At 37.8% G+C, this 19,267-nt stretch carries 2 protein-coding genes; both read left to right on the top strand.

Features of this window, described 5'->3' with window-relative positions; all coding sequences use genetic code 11:
• Window positions 1-14: 14 nt before the first annotated feature.
• On the top strand, window positions 15-7,943 hold the full coding sequence (locus GK047_RS23760; protein ID WP_163952457.1) for an SDR family NAD(P)-dependent oxidoreductase: 7,929 nt from the start codon (window positions 15-17) through the stop codon (window positions 7,941-7,943).
• Window positions 7,940-19,237 carry a non-ribosomal peptide synthetase gene (locus GK047_RS23755; RefSeq protein ID WP_163952455.1) on the top strand — a complete coding sequence of 3,766 codons (11,298 nt, stop codon included), beginning with the start codon at window positions 7,940-7,942 and terminating at the stop codon, window positions 19,235-19,237. Before GK047_RS23760 ends, GK047_RS23755 begins: the two co-directional genes overlap by 4 nt.
• Window positions 19,238-19,267 lie beyond the last annotated feature (30 nt).

The following is a 19,267-nucleotide window of genomic DNA, read 5'->3' as shown; positions in this document are numbered from 1 at the left end:
GGTTAGATAAAACGATGTATAACAAACATTTGAACGAAAATTTACTTGATGGATCACAGCAGCAGTTGTTTCCAGATGCTAATTTCGAGGATAAGTTTAAGAACGGTGAGTACCTGGAAAAATTTTTTATCAAACGTGAATACATCATTCGTCTTGCCTCACCGGATGATATTCACTCATTAATGGACATAGAGGCGAATTGCTGGGCTATTCCCTTACAAACAGATAGGTCAGAAATTGAACAGCGATTGATGGATCCGGCTTGTTTTAATTTTGTTTTAGAATACGAAGGAAAAGTAATAGGTGTTATTTATACTCAACGGATTCATCAGGATAATATTAAAAAAATCAGATCCAATACGGTTAATAAATATAGGGTTAAAACCGGTCAATGTATTCAATTTATTGCGTTGAATATTCAACCTGTCTATCAAGATAAAGGATGGGGCAATGAATTACTAGAATTTGTTCTTCAATACTATTCCTTACATCCAGAGATCAATAATGTATATGCAGTAACGCGTTGTCGTGATTTTTACAAATCGAACTGTTCTACCATTCAAGATTATTTGAAAAAAATTAATCGGAACGGCGAATTAGATGATCCAATTTTAAAATTCCATCAATTACACGGGGCAAAAGTGTTGGGTTTGATGGATAATTACAGACCAAATGATGATGAAAATCATGGATATGGAGTATTAATTCAATATGATATAAACAATCGTCCATGGAATGGCAAATTGTCCACTAAAGGTTCTGCAAAGAAACAACAACATTCAGGAAATCTATTATTGGATTTACTCCAACGGAAATTAAATACAACCAACATAAATGATCAAAAAAGTTTAAAAGAACTTGGTTTAGATTCTCTTGATTTCGCGGATGTACTAATATTTATGCATGAAAAATTAGGTGTTGATGTATCTATCCATGATCTCAATAATAAAAATTTGTATGAACTTCTTCAGCTTTGTGAAGACGGGGAAAACGTTAAATCAACAGATACCAAACAGCAGCCGTTAAAAAAACAGATACGTAGTCTTATGCGTCAATATCCTGAAATAGTGCCTTTATCAATAGATGGAGAAGGACCATGTACCTTTTGGATTCATCCACTTTCCGGAGATGTTGGTATCTATAATAGGATAGCCAGTCAAACGGACGGTACATTTAGAATGATTGCCATTAAAGCACGTGGATTTTTATCATCAGAAAATAAACCCTTAACATCTGTTATAGACATGGCCAAATACTATTGTGAAATGATTACAGCAGTAGAACCAGAAGGGCCATATCATCTGGTCGGATTTTCTTTTGGAGGGACGGTTGCTTATGAAATAGCACACCAATTGCAAATGCAGGGTAAAGAGGTTGATACGTTACTTCTTGTTGAATCGCCGTTAATTTCGGGAAAAGAATCCGAATTATTTAAAACAACTTTTAGAAACAACCTTTTAATGAATGCGAATTTTTTATTGTTAACCCTCTTGAATACGGAGCAAAATCTTTCCCGGAAGCTGCCCAATGGAGACATCGATTGGAATTTTTATAAAATTACTGCGGATGATGTTAAAGATTTTCAGGATGAAGTTTTAGTAAAGGATATAGTCCGGTTCTGCAAACAAAAAGGTCTCAAGCAAGCGGATAAAGAATTGGAATTCAAATTACTTTCCATGTCAGATGTCCATATTTCTAATCTTCGAGCATTGCAGGAATATCATGCAGCAAAAATACTACGTCCTAATAATATAAAAGCCTGGTTATTTAGAACGGAATCTGCACAGGCAGTATCACGTACAATTTGGAATCCTGACTATCTAGAAAATATACAGAGAGAAAAGGGGTCATTTCTGCCGTTACTTCAACAATGGAATTCAGTATTACCAAAGCTTCAAACGATTATATTAGAAGGGGATAATCATTTCGATATTCTGCATTCTGATAAAAGTATAAAAAAATTCTATGATTACTGTAGAAACATTTATACAAATCGTTCAAACGCAGCGCAACATCCATCTATTGCAATTGTTGGAATCTCAGGAAGGTTTCCGGATGCGGAGAACGTTCAACAATTTTGGGAGAACTTGAAAAATGGCCGCAACAGCATAAGGGAAGTGCCTGATGACCGGGGCTGGAATATTAATGATTATTATGATCCAAAGCTGAAAACACCCGGGAAAACATTTTCTAAATGGGGAGGTTTTTTAACGGATATCGATAAGTTCGATCCGTTATTTTTCAAAATATCACCGCGGGAATCTGAGCTTATGGATCCTAGTGAGCGCATATTTATCCAAGAAGCATGGAAAGCCATTGAAGACGCAGGATATAACCCAGGAAGCATTAGCGGAAAACCATGGGGAGTGTTCGCTTGTGCTAAAGGAGATTACTCCATAACGGTACAAAATGAGATTGAAACCTATTACCTTCCAACAGATTCTTATTCCGCTACCAGACTTTCATACTTGTTAAATTTAGTGGGACCGGCAATGACGATAGACACAGCATGCTCATCAACTTTGTCGGTTGTCGTTGAAGCTTGCAATAGTTTGATATTAGGTAATTGCGAAGCCGCGATCGTTGGGGGAGGAGCCGTATATACTACCCCCAATATATTGATCGGTTCAAGTCAATCCTTACTTTTATCTCCTGATGGTCAATGTTATACATTTGACCAGAGAGCTAACGGTACAGTTGTCGCTGAGGCGATTGGGGTTGTTGTTTTAAAGCTTTTAGATAAAGCGATTGAAGACAATGATCATATTTATGGGGTCATCCGGGGTTGGGGAATGAACCAGGATGGGAAAACCAATGGGATAACAGCTCCAAGTGGACTGGCACAAAGTCGGCTTCAAACAAGTGTGTATGAGAAGTTCAACATAAATCCAGAGAACATAACGATGTTTGAAGCTCATGGAACGGGCACTCAATTAGGTGACGCGATTGAATATCAAGCTCTGACAGAGACATTCCGTAAATTTACAACAAACTTAGATTATTGTGCTTTAGGATCTTTAAAAACGAATATTGGTCATGCTTTTTTTGGTTCCGGAATAGCGGGACTAATAAAAATTTTATTATCTATAAAGAATTGTCAGATTCCCCCAAGCTTAAATTATGAGAATGCGAGTCCACAGATGGCTGTGGAGAATAGCCCATTTTTTGTGAATACAGCTTTAAGAGAATGGGAAACGAAATTAAATGAGCCACGCTGCGCCGCTATGAATTCTTTTGGGGCAACAGGCACTAATGCACATCTGGTAATAGAGGAATACGTTTCAACTCATAAAAAAGATACGGTGGTAAATACTCAGGTACAAAATCCCGCAATCATTGTATTGTCGGCAAAGGATGAAAATAGACTAAAAGAGTATGTAGATCGGTTTTTAATAGCATTAGAGAACGAAGAGTATACGGATAAAGACTTAGCGGATATAGCCTATACACTGCAAGTAGGGCGTGAAAGTATGGAAGCCCGTTTAGCGATGACAGTGGCCTCGATAAAAGAGTTGAAAGAGAAGTTTAAAACATATTTGGAAGGTAAGGAAAACAGTGAGGACATATATAGAAGTCAGGTAAAACCGAAAAAGGGCGGATTGGCAATATCAGCAGTAGGCAAGGAAATGCAGGAAGCGATGGAGCTATGGGTGGAAGGGTTCGTGATTGATTGGGAAGGCTTATATCGTAATAACAAACCCAAGAGAATATCTTTGCCAACCTATCCGTTTGCAAAAGAACGATACTGGATACAGACGAACGCAGGAGTAAGAAAGAAAGAAAACGAGGAGCCATTTTCCCGGGATCACTCACCGGAAGATCCCCACGAATTAATGATGTTCACAGAAGAATGGGAAGAAGCCCCCTTAAATGATTACCCAGTCAATGAATTAAAAACAATCGTATGTTTTCTATCAAATCCAGAAAATCAGAAAAGGATAAAGGTACAAATAAAAAAACGTAATCCGGGAGCCAATGTCATTTTCATTTCACAAGGAAAAGACTTTCAGAAAGATAATGAAGAGAATTATCTCATTTCCAAAAGTGATAAAAGAACATATGAAGAAGCATTTAGCGGCATACTAACAGATTATAAAAAAATAACAGCAGTCGTATATCTTTGGCCGTATGAAGATCCGGAGTGTATCGAAGATTATAAGAACATAGTATATATATTGCAAGCAATCGCATCTGAAAAAGTGGAGACAGAAAGGTTCATATTAGGCGCACAATATAAGACTGAATTAGAAAGATGCTACCTGGAATCATGGATTGGCTTCGAACGGTCATTAGGACCGATGGTGTCGAAAACGAGAGTAAAGGTAGTCATCCAGGAGAAAGAAAACTCCAATCAAAGGGAAATAACTGAAGAAATCTCAGAGAGACTGTGGAAGGAAATTGAGGCAGTTAGCAAGGTTCAAAGCGTGCTGTATAAAGAAGGAAAAAGATATGAATATAAAATCAAAGAAACAAGTGCAAATCCCGGAGAAACTCCGTTAAAAACAGGAGGAACCTATTTAATAACAGGAGGATTAGGCAAACTGGGGCTTATTTTTGCAAGGCATCTCGCGCAAGAATACAGTACAAATTTAATATTAAGCGGCAGGTCAAAACTAGATAAAGAGAAGCAAATACTCATAAAGGAAATAGAGAAATTGGGTAGCCGGATACTATATATACAGGCGGATCTATGTGACCGGGATGGAATGAGAAAAGGGATAGAAGCGGCAAAAGAACAATTTGGGGAGATCCATGGAATCATTCACGCGGCAGGTATAGTAGATCAGCAGGGTATATTTCAAAAAGAAATAGAGAGTTTTGAAAAAGTAATCAATCCCAAGATCAAAGGAACGTTAATTCTAGATGAACTGTTGAAGGGAAGTCCACTTGATTTCATATGCTATTTTTCATCATCAGCTGCAATTTTGGGGGATTTTGGTGCATGTGATTATGCTGTAGGGAATCGTTTTCAAATGGCATATACCCGTTATAAAAATAAGTTGGAAGATCAAAAGGAAGTATTAAGTAAGACGGTAGTTGTCAATTGGCCGTTATGGCGAGACGGAGGTATGGGATTAGCCCAAGATGATAACGAAATGTATTTAAAGTCAAGTGGCCAACGTTATTTGGAAACAGAAGAAGGAGTATCAATATTTGAAAAGATTTTAACGCAACCCCAAACGCAGCACCTTGTAATGGTAGGACAAAAGAGCATGGTATATCGGTTTTTAAGATTAAACCGGGAACAGACTACGAAAACAGTTCGGGTTGATACAGGCAACTCCGACATAAGTAGAGTTCAACCAAAAGAAATGCAAGGATTCGCCATTGAACAGTTCGTGGAACGGGATCTAAAAGAAATGATAAGCAAATTGCATAATTTGCCGGTCGAGAAATTGGATGTTGAAGAACATTTGATCGAATACGGATTTGACTCCATCAATTTATTTGAATTTGCCGGAATGATAGCAGATTTCTACGGGATTGATATAACGCCTTCATCGTTATTAGGGTATTCAACGATAGGAAAAATAATAGAATACTTTATGTTGGACCACAAAGAAACAATAGAACAATTTTATAATGAAAAAACAGAAAAAAATACCCCGCAAGCCTCTCTCCACCCAGAGACGCAAAAAGAAGAAAAAAACGGATTAGACAGAGACATAATAAACAATCCTTTTGAAAAAATATCTGAACCCATTGCAATTATAGGGATCAGCGGAAGATTCCCCCAAGCGGACACGGTGGAGAGTCTTTGGAACAATCTGAAGGATAGAAAAGAATGTATTACAGAAGTTCCGAAAGATCGTTGGGATTGGCGAGAGTATTACGGAGATTCTCATAATGAAATAGGAAAAAGCAATTCTAAATGGGGGGGATTTCTTACAAATATAGATCGATTTGATCCTTTATTTTTTAAAATATCTCCTAAGGAAGCCCATATCATGGATCCATGCCAGCGATTGTTTTTAGAAGAAGCTTGGCATGCGTTAGAGGATGCAGGGTATATGGGCGAGCTAATCAAAGGGAAATCGTGTGGCGTGTATGTCGGTATTGAAGAAGGTGAATATGGATTTATGGTGAGGCAAGAGGGACAGTTTTACAGCAATCAAAATGCTGTCTTATCTGCTCGTATTGCATATGCTTTAGATTTAACGGGGCCAAATTTATCGATAACCGCATCATGTTCTTCCGGTCTAGTTGCATTACATCAAGCATGTCAGGCCTTACGTCACGATGATTGTGAAATGGCTTTAGTTGGAGGGATAAACTTGTTCGTTTCTCCAATGGTACATGTAGGTATGAGTATGCTCGATTTACTCTCTCCTACCGGGAAGTCTTATGTATTTGATGATCGTGCTGACGGTTTAGTGCCTAGTGAAGCAGTTGCAGTTGTTTTGTTGAAGCCTTTATCAAAGGCAATTCGTGATAAAGACCAGATATATGGATGTATTAAAGGAAGCGGGGTCAATTATAACGGCAAAGGCCATGGAATAATGTCACCAAATCCATTAAGGCAAGCAGAATTGATAAATAATACATTTGATAAATATCAAATTGACCCATTAAACATCCAATATACGATTGCAAGTAGCGTGGGTACTAAACTAGGAGATGCTGCGGAAATAGACGGATTAAGAAAAGCATTTAGTAAATATTCAAACGAGCAGTATTGTTCTATCGGTTCTATAAAACCATTAATCGGACATACCTTTGCTGCTTCAGGAATAGTCAGTTTATTAACCATGTTGATGGCAATGAAAGAACAAACTATTCTAGGATTGCATAACTATAAAAATAGTAACGAAAATATTGATTTTTCTAAAACTCCATTTATAGCAAGTACAAGCGATCAACCATGGACAAGGCAAAAAAATCAACCAAGACTAGGGGCGATTAGTACTTCAGCGAATAGTGGAACAAATGCATTTGCTGTCATTGAAGAGTACATTAAACCCCCGGAGGAAAGGAATAAACATAAATCTATTCATCAAAGCCGGATTTTTATATTTTCAGCTACGGATAATGAGCGATTGCAGGTAGTTGTAAAAAAGCTACTCGAATACATCGAATGTAATGACAAGATTTTATTGTCTGATATTGCCTATACGCTTCAAGTAGGACGGGAGGCTATGGCATGCCGATTGGCAATCGTGGCAACGAGTAAAGATGAGCTTATTCAGGCTATGAATAACTATTTAAATTCTGTTCAAGCTAAAAATGAGATAGAGAGCTCTGTCCCCTTTTTTACCGGGAACGTAGAGGACGGTTATTTAAAAGCGCAAGCTTTGTCATCTATTAAATATGAAGAAGCACTGTTGCAAGAGTTTGTTAAGAAAAACAATCTCGAAATAATAGCCATGCACTGGACCAAAGGTGGCAAAATGACATGGGAATCTTTATATGAGACGGAAGATGGTCGGAGAATTTCTCTACCAACGTATCCTTTTAAAAATGAGCGTTATTGGATAACAACAGAAAAAGATGAATGGGTTAATGAAAAAGATCTGCTAAATGCAAACACCGGCAAATCAACACAACAAATGATAGAGGGATATATAGTAAACTTTTTTTCAGGGAAACTGGATATTCCTAAAGAAGAGATTAAATTGAATAAATATATTCAAGACTATGGAGTAGATTCTATTCTTATCATGCAATTTATTCGAGATTTTGAAAAACATTTTCAGTTCAGTATTTCAGGTCGAGACTTACTACAATACCCGACGATTAGTTCATTAACGACTTACCTGATCGAAAAACTAGAAACTGATCCTATTGGTAGCCATCTTCACGATAAAGAGAACAAGATTGGAAAATCCGCTTTAAATAAGAGCGAATACAAGGATAAAGAAGTCATCGAAGCTATGGAGAAATATGTCCGGGGAATGATAGATCTTGATGAAGTAGAAAAAAGCGTAGGAGTTGGTAGGATATGATAGCTAAAGATATTTTAATCAATTATAAAGAAGGCGAATTATCAACAACTGAATTACTTAAAAAACTTCACGAGCTTAAGTATCAATCTTTTAATAGGAAGCCGTTATCCGAAGGTCAGAAAGGGTTATGGGTACTGGAGAAGGTTTCTCCTGGAATGAGTGCGTACAATCTTCCAATTTGCTTCCGAATTCGCGAGAGAATTGATGTTGATTTATTTAAGCAAGCTCTTCATTATATTGTAGAGCAAAATCCGATTTTAAAAACAGTGATAGAAGAAGAAAATGGAATTCCCTATCAAATTATTCAGCAGTCGCAAGCACTTTATTTCGATAAAGAAGATATTTCTAATCTTAAAAGTGAAGACATACTTCCTTACATTAAAAAAATAGCAAGTGAGCCTTTTTCCCTAAATAAAGGTCCATTAATGCGTGTTCATTTATTCAAGGGATTAGAGGAAGAGCATATTGTGTTAATTAATGTCCATCATATTATTTTTGATGGTATCTCTATAGCCATATTATTAAAGCCATTATTGGATGCCTATCTTGATCTCACTAGGGGTATTCCATTAATAAGGAATTCCTCCTCTTCAACCTACAATGATTTTATTGATTGGGAACAAGAGATGCTGTCAAGCAAGAGAGGGGAAGAACATCGCGCTTATTGGAAACAACAGTTATCAGGAGTTTTGCCGAATTTAGAGCTCCCTACAGATCGCACGCGTCATTCACAAACAGCTTTTAAAGGAGAGACACATCGTGTTTTCATTCCATCTGAACTAACTAATAAGATTAAATCTTTTTCTAAGTTACAACGAATTAGTTTACCTACTTTTTTTCTAGGTATTTTGAAAGTTCTGCTGCATCAATATTCAAACCAGGATGATATTATTGTTGGGATGGCGAGTTCGGGAAGACCTGCTGATCGATTTGAATCTTTAATTGGCTATTTTATCAATATGATTCCAATACGAAGCCGAATCGAAGAAACTCAACATTTTTTGCAGTTTATCAAACAATTGCAGTTGTCGATGCTTGACGGAATGGATCATGCAGATTATCCGTTTCCTGCCATCGTAAAAGAATTGAACTTACCACGAACGCTATTGAACTCTCCTGTATTCCAAGTTGGCTATTTTTATCAAAATTTCATTCCATCCAACAGTTTGCCAGAGCTCAGTCATTACCAAAACACTCTTCATATAGAGCTTTTAGAAGAGATCCATCAAGAAGGAGAATATGAACTTACATTAGAAGTTTTTGAACGTGAAAATGAGTTCCTCTTAAATATGAAATACAATCCTAACCTATATCATACTTCCACTATCAATCGGATTAGCGAAAATTTTGTTAGATTAACAGAAGGAGTTATCAAGAATCCGGAATTGACCCCCAAAGAATATCCGCTGCTTTCAGCAGAAGAAGAGAAAACGATACTTATTGATTGGAATGCAACAGAGAGAGAGTATTCGAAGGATAAATGTGTACAACAATTATTCGAAGAACAGGTGAAGAAGACCCCCGAAGCGGTAGCTGTTAGTTATGAAAACGAATCGTTAACCTACCGGGAATTGGATGACAGAAGCACAAAATTGGCAATCTACCTGCAGAAACAAGGTGTGAAGCCTGATAGCCTAGTAGGAATAAGTGTAGAACGGTCATTACATATGATTGTAGGCTTGTTGGGGATTCTTAAAGCAGGCGGTGCATATGTACCCTTAGATCCTGAGTATCCGACTGAACGCTTAGCGTACATGATCCAGGATAGCAAAGTATCCATTGTTTTAAGTCAGTTGACTCTAATGACTAAAATGAAAGACTTGTTAGGAGATAACGTCAAAGCAATTCCTTTGGATACTTATTGGGATACAATTGAACAAACGGTGTCCCAACAGGAGCAATTGAAAAGAGAAGTGGGACCAGATAACTTAGCCTATGTGTTATATACGTCTGGAAGTACAGGGAATCCAAAAGGAGTTATGATTCCACATTCAGCATTGACCAATTTTTTACTAACAATGGGGAATGAACCAGGCTTAACATCTGAAGATAAATTATTCGCAGTCACAACCTATTGTTTTGATATTGCTGGCTTGGAATTGTATTTGCCCTTGATCAAAGGAGCAGAATGTTATATCTGCAGTACAGCCAAGCAGAAAAACGTTGAAAGGCTTAAACAGGAAATTCAAACCATTAAACCGACAATTATGCAAGCGACTCCCGCCACTTGGACGGCACTTTATCTGATCGGCTGGAGGAATGAAGAGAGAATCAAAATTCTCTGTGGAGGAGAAGCCCTTCCGGAAAGGTTAAAACAGTATTTTACTGAAACACACAGTGAAGTATGGAATATGTTTGGCCCCACGGAAACGACTATTTGGTCAACCATTAAACAGATCAAGAGAAATGAACCTATCACTATAGGAAAACCTATTGCTAATACACAAATTTATATCCTAAATAAACACATGATGCCGGTCCCGATTAGTGTTGTAGGAGAGCTATATATAGCAGGTGATGGGTTAGCTCGGGGATATCTAAATTTACCTGAGCTTACAGAGGAGCGGTTTATAGACAATCCTTTTCATCCTGGGACAAAGCTTTACAAGACAGGAGATTCAGCAAGATGGCTGGCTTGCGGTGAGATAGAATTTCTGGGACGTATCGATAATCAGGTTAAGCTGCACGGATTTCGAATAGAATTTGATGAAATTGAAACGAGATTGAACATGTTTCCGGGAATTCAAGAAAGTACAGTCGTAATAAATGAACATCATGAGAATAAGCAGCTAAGAGCGTTTTATGTGTGCAAAGATCAGAGTCACAAAAAAAATAATCTCGATACCAAAGAGTTACGTAGTTATTTGAAAAAATGGCTTCCGGTTCATATGGTTCCAAGTGTGTTTACAGAGCTTGAATCCATACCCTTAACACCAAACGGAAAAGTAAACAGATTAGAGCTGTCCAAACGTAAAGTTACTCAACCGATTAAAGAAAAAAACGATATCACTGCGTCTGAGACAGAAAATATAATCGTTGAGATATGGAAAGATGTTATTGGCGTTGATGAAATAAACATTGCAGACGGTTTTTTTGAAGTAGGAGGAGACTCTTTCACCGCGGTTACTGTAGCGGAAAGAATCAGCCAGAAGTTGGACTGTGATATAAAGGTAACTACAATATTCGAATACTCTAATATCAGAGACATCAGTAAATATATTTCGGAATCAAAAAATCAGGATCGTTTCACCTATGAAGAGAAAAATCAAAACGTAAACGATTACAAGAAGGAAAACAAAATAACATCATACCCTGAGTACTATGAAGATAGTGTAGCAATCATTGGAATATCATGCCAATTCCCTGAAGCAAATAACTACAATGAATTCTGGCAAAACTTACGGGCAGGGAAAGAAAGTGTCAAACATCTTTCCCCAGAAGAGCTGAAAGAGTTAAACATACCTAAAGAAATGATAGAGAATCCCAACTATGTGCCCATTCAATTAACAATTGAAGGAAAAGAGTTATTTGATCCTGAGTTTTTTAAAATATCACCAAAGGATGCGGAGTTCATGGATCCGCAGATGAGGCTCTTATTGCTTAATTCATGGAAAGCAATAGAGGATGCTGGATATATTTCAAAGGAAATACCGAACACAGCCGTATATATGTCCTCAAGCAACAACTTCTACCAAGCGCCAAATGATTCACAAAAGGTTACTGTTTTGGAGGATGCAAATAGCTATGTAACATGGATATTAGGTCAAGACGGGACAATTCCGACAATGATATCCTACCAATTAGGACTAAGAGGACCGAGCTTCTCTGTACATTCGAATTGTTCTTCCTCTTTAGTAGGATTATATTCAGCGTATCAAAGCCTGCGATCAGGAGAGGTGGAGTACGCTTTAGTTGGGGCATCGACTATACATGCCACTACAAATGCAGGATATGTCCATCTACCCGGATTGAATTTTTCAAGTGATGGGCATTTAAAAGCTTTTGACTCTTCAGCCGATGGGATGGTGGGAGGAGAAGGAGTCGCGGTAATCGTACTGAAAAATGCGATAAATGCGATAAATGACGGTGATAACATTTATGCTCTGCTAAGAGGTATTCATATCAATAACGATGGATCAGATAAAGTTGGATTTTATGCTCCGAGTACTAAAGGTCAGGCAGAAGTCATTCAGAGGGTGTTGGAATCGACGAAGATTGATCCTGAAACCATTGGTTACGTAGAAGCACATGGAACGGGCACGAAATTAGGCGACCCGATAGAAATTTCTGCGCTTAGTCACATCTATAAGAAATACACAATGAAAAAGCAGTTTTGCGGGATAGGATCTGTAAAAACGAATATCGGACATTTGGATACTGCTGCAGGTCTAGCTGGAAGTATTAAGGTCGCATTAAGTTTCTATAATAATCAGATTCCTCCAACTCTTAATTTTAAGGAATCAAATCAGGAAATCGATTTTAGTCATTCTCCATTTTATGTGGTAGATGAACTAAAGGACTTGGGAGATCAACCTATTCCTCATCGGGCGGCGTTGAGCTCATTCGGAATAGGAGGGACAAACGCGCATGCTATATTTGAGAAGTATACAGAGACGAATGGATTAGGAAGTCTCTCAGAATCTAATCCTAATGATTCCTACTTAATTCCGTTATCCGCAAAAAATGAGGATCGTCTTAAAGAATATGCGATCGAACTCCTTCGATTTCTGCAAAGTCATAATAACCGTCACAATCATATAAAAAATATAGCATATACCTTACAAGTTGGCCGTGAAGCGATGGATAGTCGGATTATATTTGTCGTAAAGGATATCGATGATTTAATGCAAAAATTAGAGGCATATATGGAAGGTAAGGTGAAAATAGATAATTGTTTTGAGAAAAAGGCTAAGCAACCACTAGAAGCCATTCCATTATTTGAAAAGGATGAAGATTCAAACGAGTTAATAAGAAAATGGATCACAAAGGGCAAAATACAGAAACTAGCAATGTTATGGGTAAAAGGATTTCAGTTGGATTGGGGTTTGCTTTATGATCATATGGGTAAGCCACGTCGCGTTAGTCTGCCAACCTATCCATTTGCTAAAGAAAAATACTGGAAGGTTGAAACAGAAGCAAAGACAATTGCATTAGTAGAAGGAAAAGCGGTTGTTGACAAACTCCATCCCTTAATTGATCGTAATACATCGGATTTCATGGAGCAGAAATATACAACAACACTGTCAGGAGAAGAATTTTTTCTATTGGATCATATCATAAATAATAAGAAAGTTTTGCCGGGTGTAACCTATATCGAGATGGGAAGAATGGCCGGTGAGATGGCAACGAAGCAGAAGATACATAAGATTAAAAATATTATTTGGGCACGCCCGATTATTGTTGATGAGTCTCGTGAAGTTGATATCGTGCTTTACCCACATGAAAATGAGATCGAATATAAAGTAAGAACAGTAGAAAATGGGCAAAAAGTCATTCACTCACAGGGAAAGCTGGAATACGTGAATGGAACATCAACAAAGAAAGAAACCTCGAAATTGCATGAAACGATTGATATTGAAGCTTGCAAAGAGAGATGTAATGGTTACATCAGTCATACCGAATTTTATGAATCAGATGCTGGGTCAGTTTATCAATACGGTGCAACCTTCAGACCGATAAAAGAAATTTACTTTAACGACTCAGAAGCGATATCACGAATAGAGCTGCCTCTTGGAAGAGACAGCGATTTCAGCAAGTTTACCCTCCATCCCTCTTTGTTAGAAGGCTGCCTACAAACCGTAGTCGGACTGATGAAAGCGAAAGATCCCTCACCTTTCATGCCATTTTCAATAGATGAGATAGAAATAATAAATACATTTCCTAAGCAATGCTACGTGTATGCGACATTAGCGGATAGAGAGTCTGACAAGGCCGACGCTACAAAGTTTAATATCAAACTTTTTGATCCTCAAGGTCAGCTTTTGGCCGCCATTAAGAATTATTCAATCAGAACGATCACGACAGCTTCCGAAACGGTATCCTCAAAATCAGAAGGGTTAGACACTGTGTATTATCACAGTTCGTGGGAAAAGGCAAACATTGAAGAGTTACCTGAAGACCCTTTAGGAACGTTGCTCATTTTTGATGACAGTGTAGAAACTCGAGACAGGTTAAAAACGGACAATCCAATCATTCTCGTAAAGCCGGGGGAAACTTACAAAGATTATCAAAACAATAGTTATGAGATTAATCCAATGCAGCAAGACGATTATCGAAAACTGTTAGCTGATCTCAGAAAGAAAAACATCATACCCAATAAGATTGTCCACATGTGGTCGCGAAATACTTCATCTAACGAAATTGAAAATCTGATGCAAAAGGGTATTTATTCGTTATTTTATTTAACCAGATCACTTATGGAAGAGACCCCTAATGAAAAAGTGAAGGTATTAGTGATCTACAAAGATGAGGCCCATATTTCTTCGGCTCTCAGTGGAGCGATCAGCGGTTTTGCAAAAACACTTCGAATAGAACATCCGAAATTTTTCTTTAAAATCATTCAACAAAAGTCAGAGTCAACTCATCTGAAAGATATTTTGCTGTCTGAATTTGAAGCTGAAGACGGCGATGAAATATGCTATACGGACGAAGGGCGTTTTATCAAACGATTAAGAGAGGATGATATTGAAACAGAGACGGCCGATAAACCGATTCCTTACAGAAATAACGGTGTCTATCTAATAACCGGAGGTATGAGCGGATTGGGGCTCATATTAGCGAAATATCTCGCAAGAACATTAAAAGCAAGATTAGTGCTTGTTGGTCGATCGAATCTGGATGACGACAAAAAGGCTGCCATTGCCGATCTGGAATCTTTAGGTTCAGAAGTGTTCTATTTAAAGGCTGACGTATCCATACGCGAAGATGTAGAAAAAATGCTCATACAAACACTCAGCCGATTCAATGCGCTTCACGGCATCATCCATTGTGCAGGAATTATTAATGATAATCTCATTATGAATAAAACTTATGAGGAAATGAAGGCTGTGCTTTCCCCAAAAGTTAATGGCACAATATTTTTAGATGAAGCATCCAGGGAGGAATCTCTCGATTTCTTTATTCTATTCTCTTCAATATCACACTTGGGTAATGCAGGACAGTCGGATTACGCATATGCGAACAGTTTTCTTAATTACTATGCAGAGTATCGTGAAAAACTGCACAGGTGGAACAAGTGTTCGGGGAAGACGGTAAGTATAAACTGGCCGATTTGGGAAGAAGGTGGAATGCGGATCAGTGAAGCATCATTAAAGTTGCTCAAAACAATAAAGGGCATTCACCCTGTTTCAATCGAAGTCGGATTAAATGCTTTAGAAAAAGCTCTATTACAAAAACATAGTCAAATCATGGTGTATCATGGTGATCCCATAAAAATTAGACAAAGCACTGAGTTTAGAAATATCGAAGCTGAACCTAAGAGAACAATAACCCATCAACCCCTATTGGAAACCGATGATAAAGCATTATTCGAAAACGTTAAGAACTTCCTGGTAAAAACGGCTTCTTCGTTACTGAAGATACAGGAAGTAGATATAGATCGAGATATGGTGCAATATGGCTTCGATTCTATCAGCAATACAGAATTTTCCAATAAAATCAATGATCATTATCATTTGGATGTCATGCCGACAATCTTCTTTGAACTCGATCAACCGACTATCAGGTCTTTGGCGCATCATTTATGTGGAAAATATGCAAAAAGTCTCAGCATCTATTATCAAAAAGACATCATGGCTAGGACTGATCTGCCTAAATCGAATAAAGGTGTAACAACAAACCCGGTTCTACGTTCTCGTTCTTCTGAGGAAGAAGATATCATCAGAACAGACGGATTCAAAACCCCGTCACGTTTCTCTTATCCCGAGACAAAAGACGCTGAATATCAAAGAGACAGAATAGATGATGAGCCGATAGCTATTATAGGTATGAACGGTATTTTTCCTCAGTCTGAAAACCTCGACGAATTCTGGAAAAATCTCGAGGAGGAAAAAAACCTTATTACCGAAATTCCTCAAGACCGGTTTGATTGGAAAGCATTCGATGATCCCAAGGTTAAATGGGGTGGGTTTATGAAAGAAGTCGATAAATTCGATGCAGCTTTCTTCGGCATATCAGCGCGTGAAGCGGAAGTGATGGATCCCCAGCATAGGCTATTCCTTCAGGTAGCATGGAGTACTATTGAAGATGCTGGATATAAGCCTTCAGATTTATCAGGATCAAAGACAGGAATATTTGTTGGGATCGGAACACAGGATTATTCTCAAATTATGGATAAACACTTAGTAGAGCATAATCCTTATGCACTTACGGGAAGAACACCTTTTATGTTGGTGAATCGAATATCCTCCATGTTGAACCTACATGGCCCGAGTGAGCCTATAGATACGGCATGTTCAAGCTCGCTCGTAGCGATTCATAAAGCCGTGGAATCGATACAGAGAGGATCATGCCAAATGGCGATCGCAGGTGGAGTTAATGTGATCCTTACGCCATCGGTTCATCTTGCTTTCAGTGCTGCGGGGATGCTTAGCGATAACGGACAATGCAAAGTTTTCGACAAAGAAGCAAATGGTACGGTTCGAAGTGAAGGTGTAGGTGCGATATTACTGAAAAGAATGAGTGATGCCATATCTGACGGGGATCACATTTATGCGCTCATTACAAGCTCAGCAGAGAATCATAAAGGTAAAAGCGCCTCCTTGACAGCTCCTAGTGCGAATGCTCAATCAGATTTATTAGTTGAGGTGTATCAAAAAGCTAAAATAGACCCGACAACAATAAGTTACATTGAAACCCATAGTACAGGAACCAAATTAGGGGACCCCATTGAAGTTACGGGACTTAAGAATGCTTTTAGTGAATTGTACAGAAAAAATGGGATTTCATCTATACAACCTCACTGTGCTATAGGCTCCCTCAAGACCAATACTGGTCATCTCGAGACAGCCGCAGGGATTGGGGCTGTTATAAAGGTGCTCCTCTCTATGAAAAATGAAAAACTACTGAGTACACTTCACTTTAAAGAACTGAATCCGTATATTAGCTTGAACAATAGTCCCTTCTATATTAACGAAAAGATCAAACCATGGAATCGTATAGAAAAGGATATACCGCGAAGAGCTGGAGTTAGTGCTTTTGGATTTGGTGGTGTAAATGCTCATATCATGCTAGAGGAACATATAGCAAAGAATAATGAACGGCCGCGAATGATGGTTACCACAGAGAACCCTGCCATAATAGTACTATCAGCAAACAATGAAGAACGTCTAACCGAACAGGCAAAGTTGTTATTGGATGCTGTTGAAAAGCGTCAATTTAAGGATGAAGATTTATCGAACATCGCATACACATTACAGGTAGGACGAGAAGCCTTGGATGAGCGGTTGGCGCTAACTGCAGCTTCGATAGATGAACTTACAGAGAAACTTTCGGAATTTATACAAAAAAACAATGTCTTTAGTAATACTGTTCAACGAGGTCAGGCTAAAAAGAGCAATGATGTAGTTGCATTATTGGCAAAAGATGAGGCAATGGATGACGTAATCGAAGTATGGATAAAAAAAGGGGAATACAACAAGTTATTAAGCTTATGGGTGAGGGGATTGATAATTGATTGGAACAGGCTTTATAACAATAGTAAACCTCAACGGATATCACTTCCCACATACCCGTTTGAAAGAAAGCGTCACTGGATAGCTATACAAGATAAAAACTTACCTGAAGCGGTGCAAGAAGAGAGTCGGCAATCAGCGAAAATAAACAAAACTGTTAATAGGGGTACAAATGATAGCCAATTTCAAGAATTAAATAGAACTTCAACAAAGAATATTGTCTTGCATTTGTTTTCCAGTTTACTAAGCATTGATGCTTCAGAGATTGATGTTGATCAATCCGTTGCGCAATTGGGGGTAGATTCTATTATATTGACCCAATTATTGCAACAGCTACAAGTAATGGATCCGTCTATTGATTTTGAAACATTATATCATTGCAAAACGATAAATGAAGTCATGGATGTTATATCAACACCTGAGGATCAGATTAAAGAGGAAAGTAATGGGGAACCAGTATCTGAGAAGGATTCACTTAGAAATGACAGGGAAGATAGTTCTGGGATAACAAATACAAACGAAAATGTTGATGAGAGCACAAATGATATCCAACCTCAAGTATCAGTTGAGGCTGAAAAAAAATATGATGATATACATCCTATTATATCATCTGCAAAAAATGAACAGGCAATTCTTGATAAATCTAAGAATGGTACACCTTCTAATACGCTTTTATCTGAATATCCTGAACTCATTAGACTTAATAAAGCTTTTCAAAAAAGGCCTGTCTTTTGGTTTCATGGAGGCTTTGGCGGGGTTGAAGTTTATCGGTTAATCGCACAAAAAATTCAGAGGCCTTTTTACGGTATTCAAGCCCGGGGATACATGTCAGACCATGAGCCTATACAGGGGATAGAAGCTATGGCGTCGTATTATGTCCGTATTATTCAATCAGTTCAGCCTGAAGGACCATATGATTTTGGAGGATTATCATTAGGTGGAATGATTGCATATGAAGTTGCTCGTCAGATGCAAGAGATGGGACAAGTTGTTAATTCAATAATCATGTTGGAATCGATTTATGTAGATGAAACGATGAAAAATAATTGGTTAGCTATACCGACATTAAATTTGAAGAAAGACCGGATGCTTAGGGCCATTAATCTTCTATTAGCCTTTTCATCAACAGAAGAATTGGTGCTCATTCCTGAAAGTGAATTAAATTTAGATGTTTCCGACGAAGCGTTTTTAGAACAGTTAGTAATGCTTGCTGGGAAAAAAGGTAGTACTAAATCAGCTAATCAATTACGTAAGTCAATTATACAATTGGAAAAAATCTTAAATACTTTAGATATGGGTACAACTGTTTATGATGTTATACCTTTGGCTGATCCGAGTTCAGTACAGTGTTACTATTTTTGTAACCCAACGGGGTCACTATTTGGAGAACATGAATCATATTTTCGCTTAGTTGATAAAGGCCGCGTATATGATTATCGCAGCTTTTCCGAGAAGTGGAAAGAAAAACTACCGGCATTAAACACTTTAAAGGTAGATGCATCTAATCATTTGACATTATTGACGGAACCTAAATCTCAAGAAATTATTACTAGATTTTGTGAGACGTTATATTCTGATGAACAGCTTACAGATGAATATTTAAAATCTTTATCGATAGATTAGTATCCGGTTAGTTTTTTTCTGCTAAACCGA

The organism is Paenibacillus sp. SYP-B3998 (assembly GCF_010820665.1).
Classification (GTDB): domain Bacteria; phylum Bacillota; class Bacilli; order Paenibacillales; family NBRC-103111; genus Paenibacillus_E.
The sequence above is the reverse complement of the archived record's forward strand: the minus strand, read 5'-3'. Positions and strand labels throughout refer to the sequence as shown.

Bases quoted from the DNA above. Each gene is read 5' to 3' on its own strand.
- GK047_RS23760 (WP_163952457.1), top strand. From the start codon at position 15: ATGTATAACAAACATTTGAACGAAAATTTACTTGATGGATCACAGCAG.
- GK047_RS23755 (WP_163952455.1), top strand. From the start codon at position 7,940: ATGATAGCTAAAGATATTTTAATCAATTATAAAGAAGGCGAATTATCA.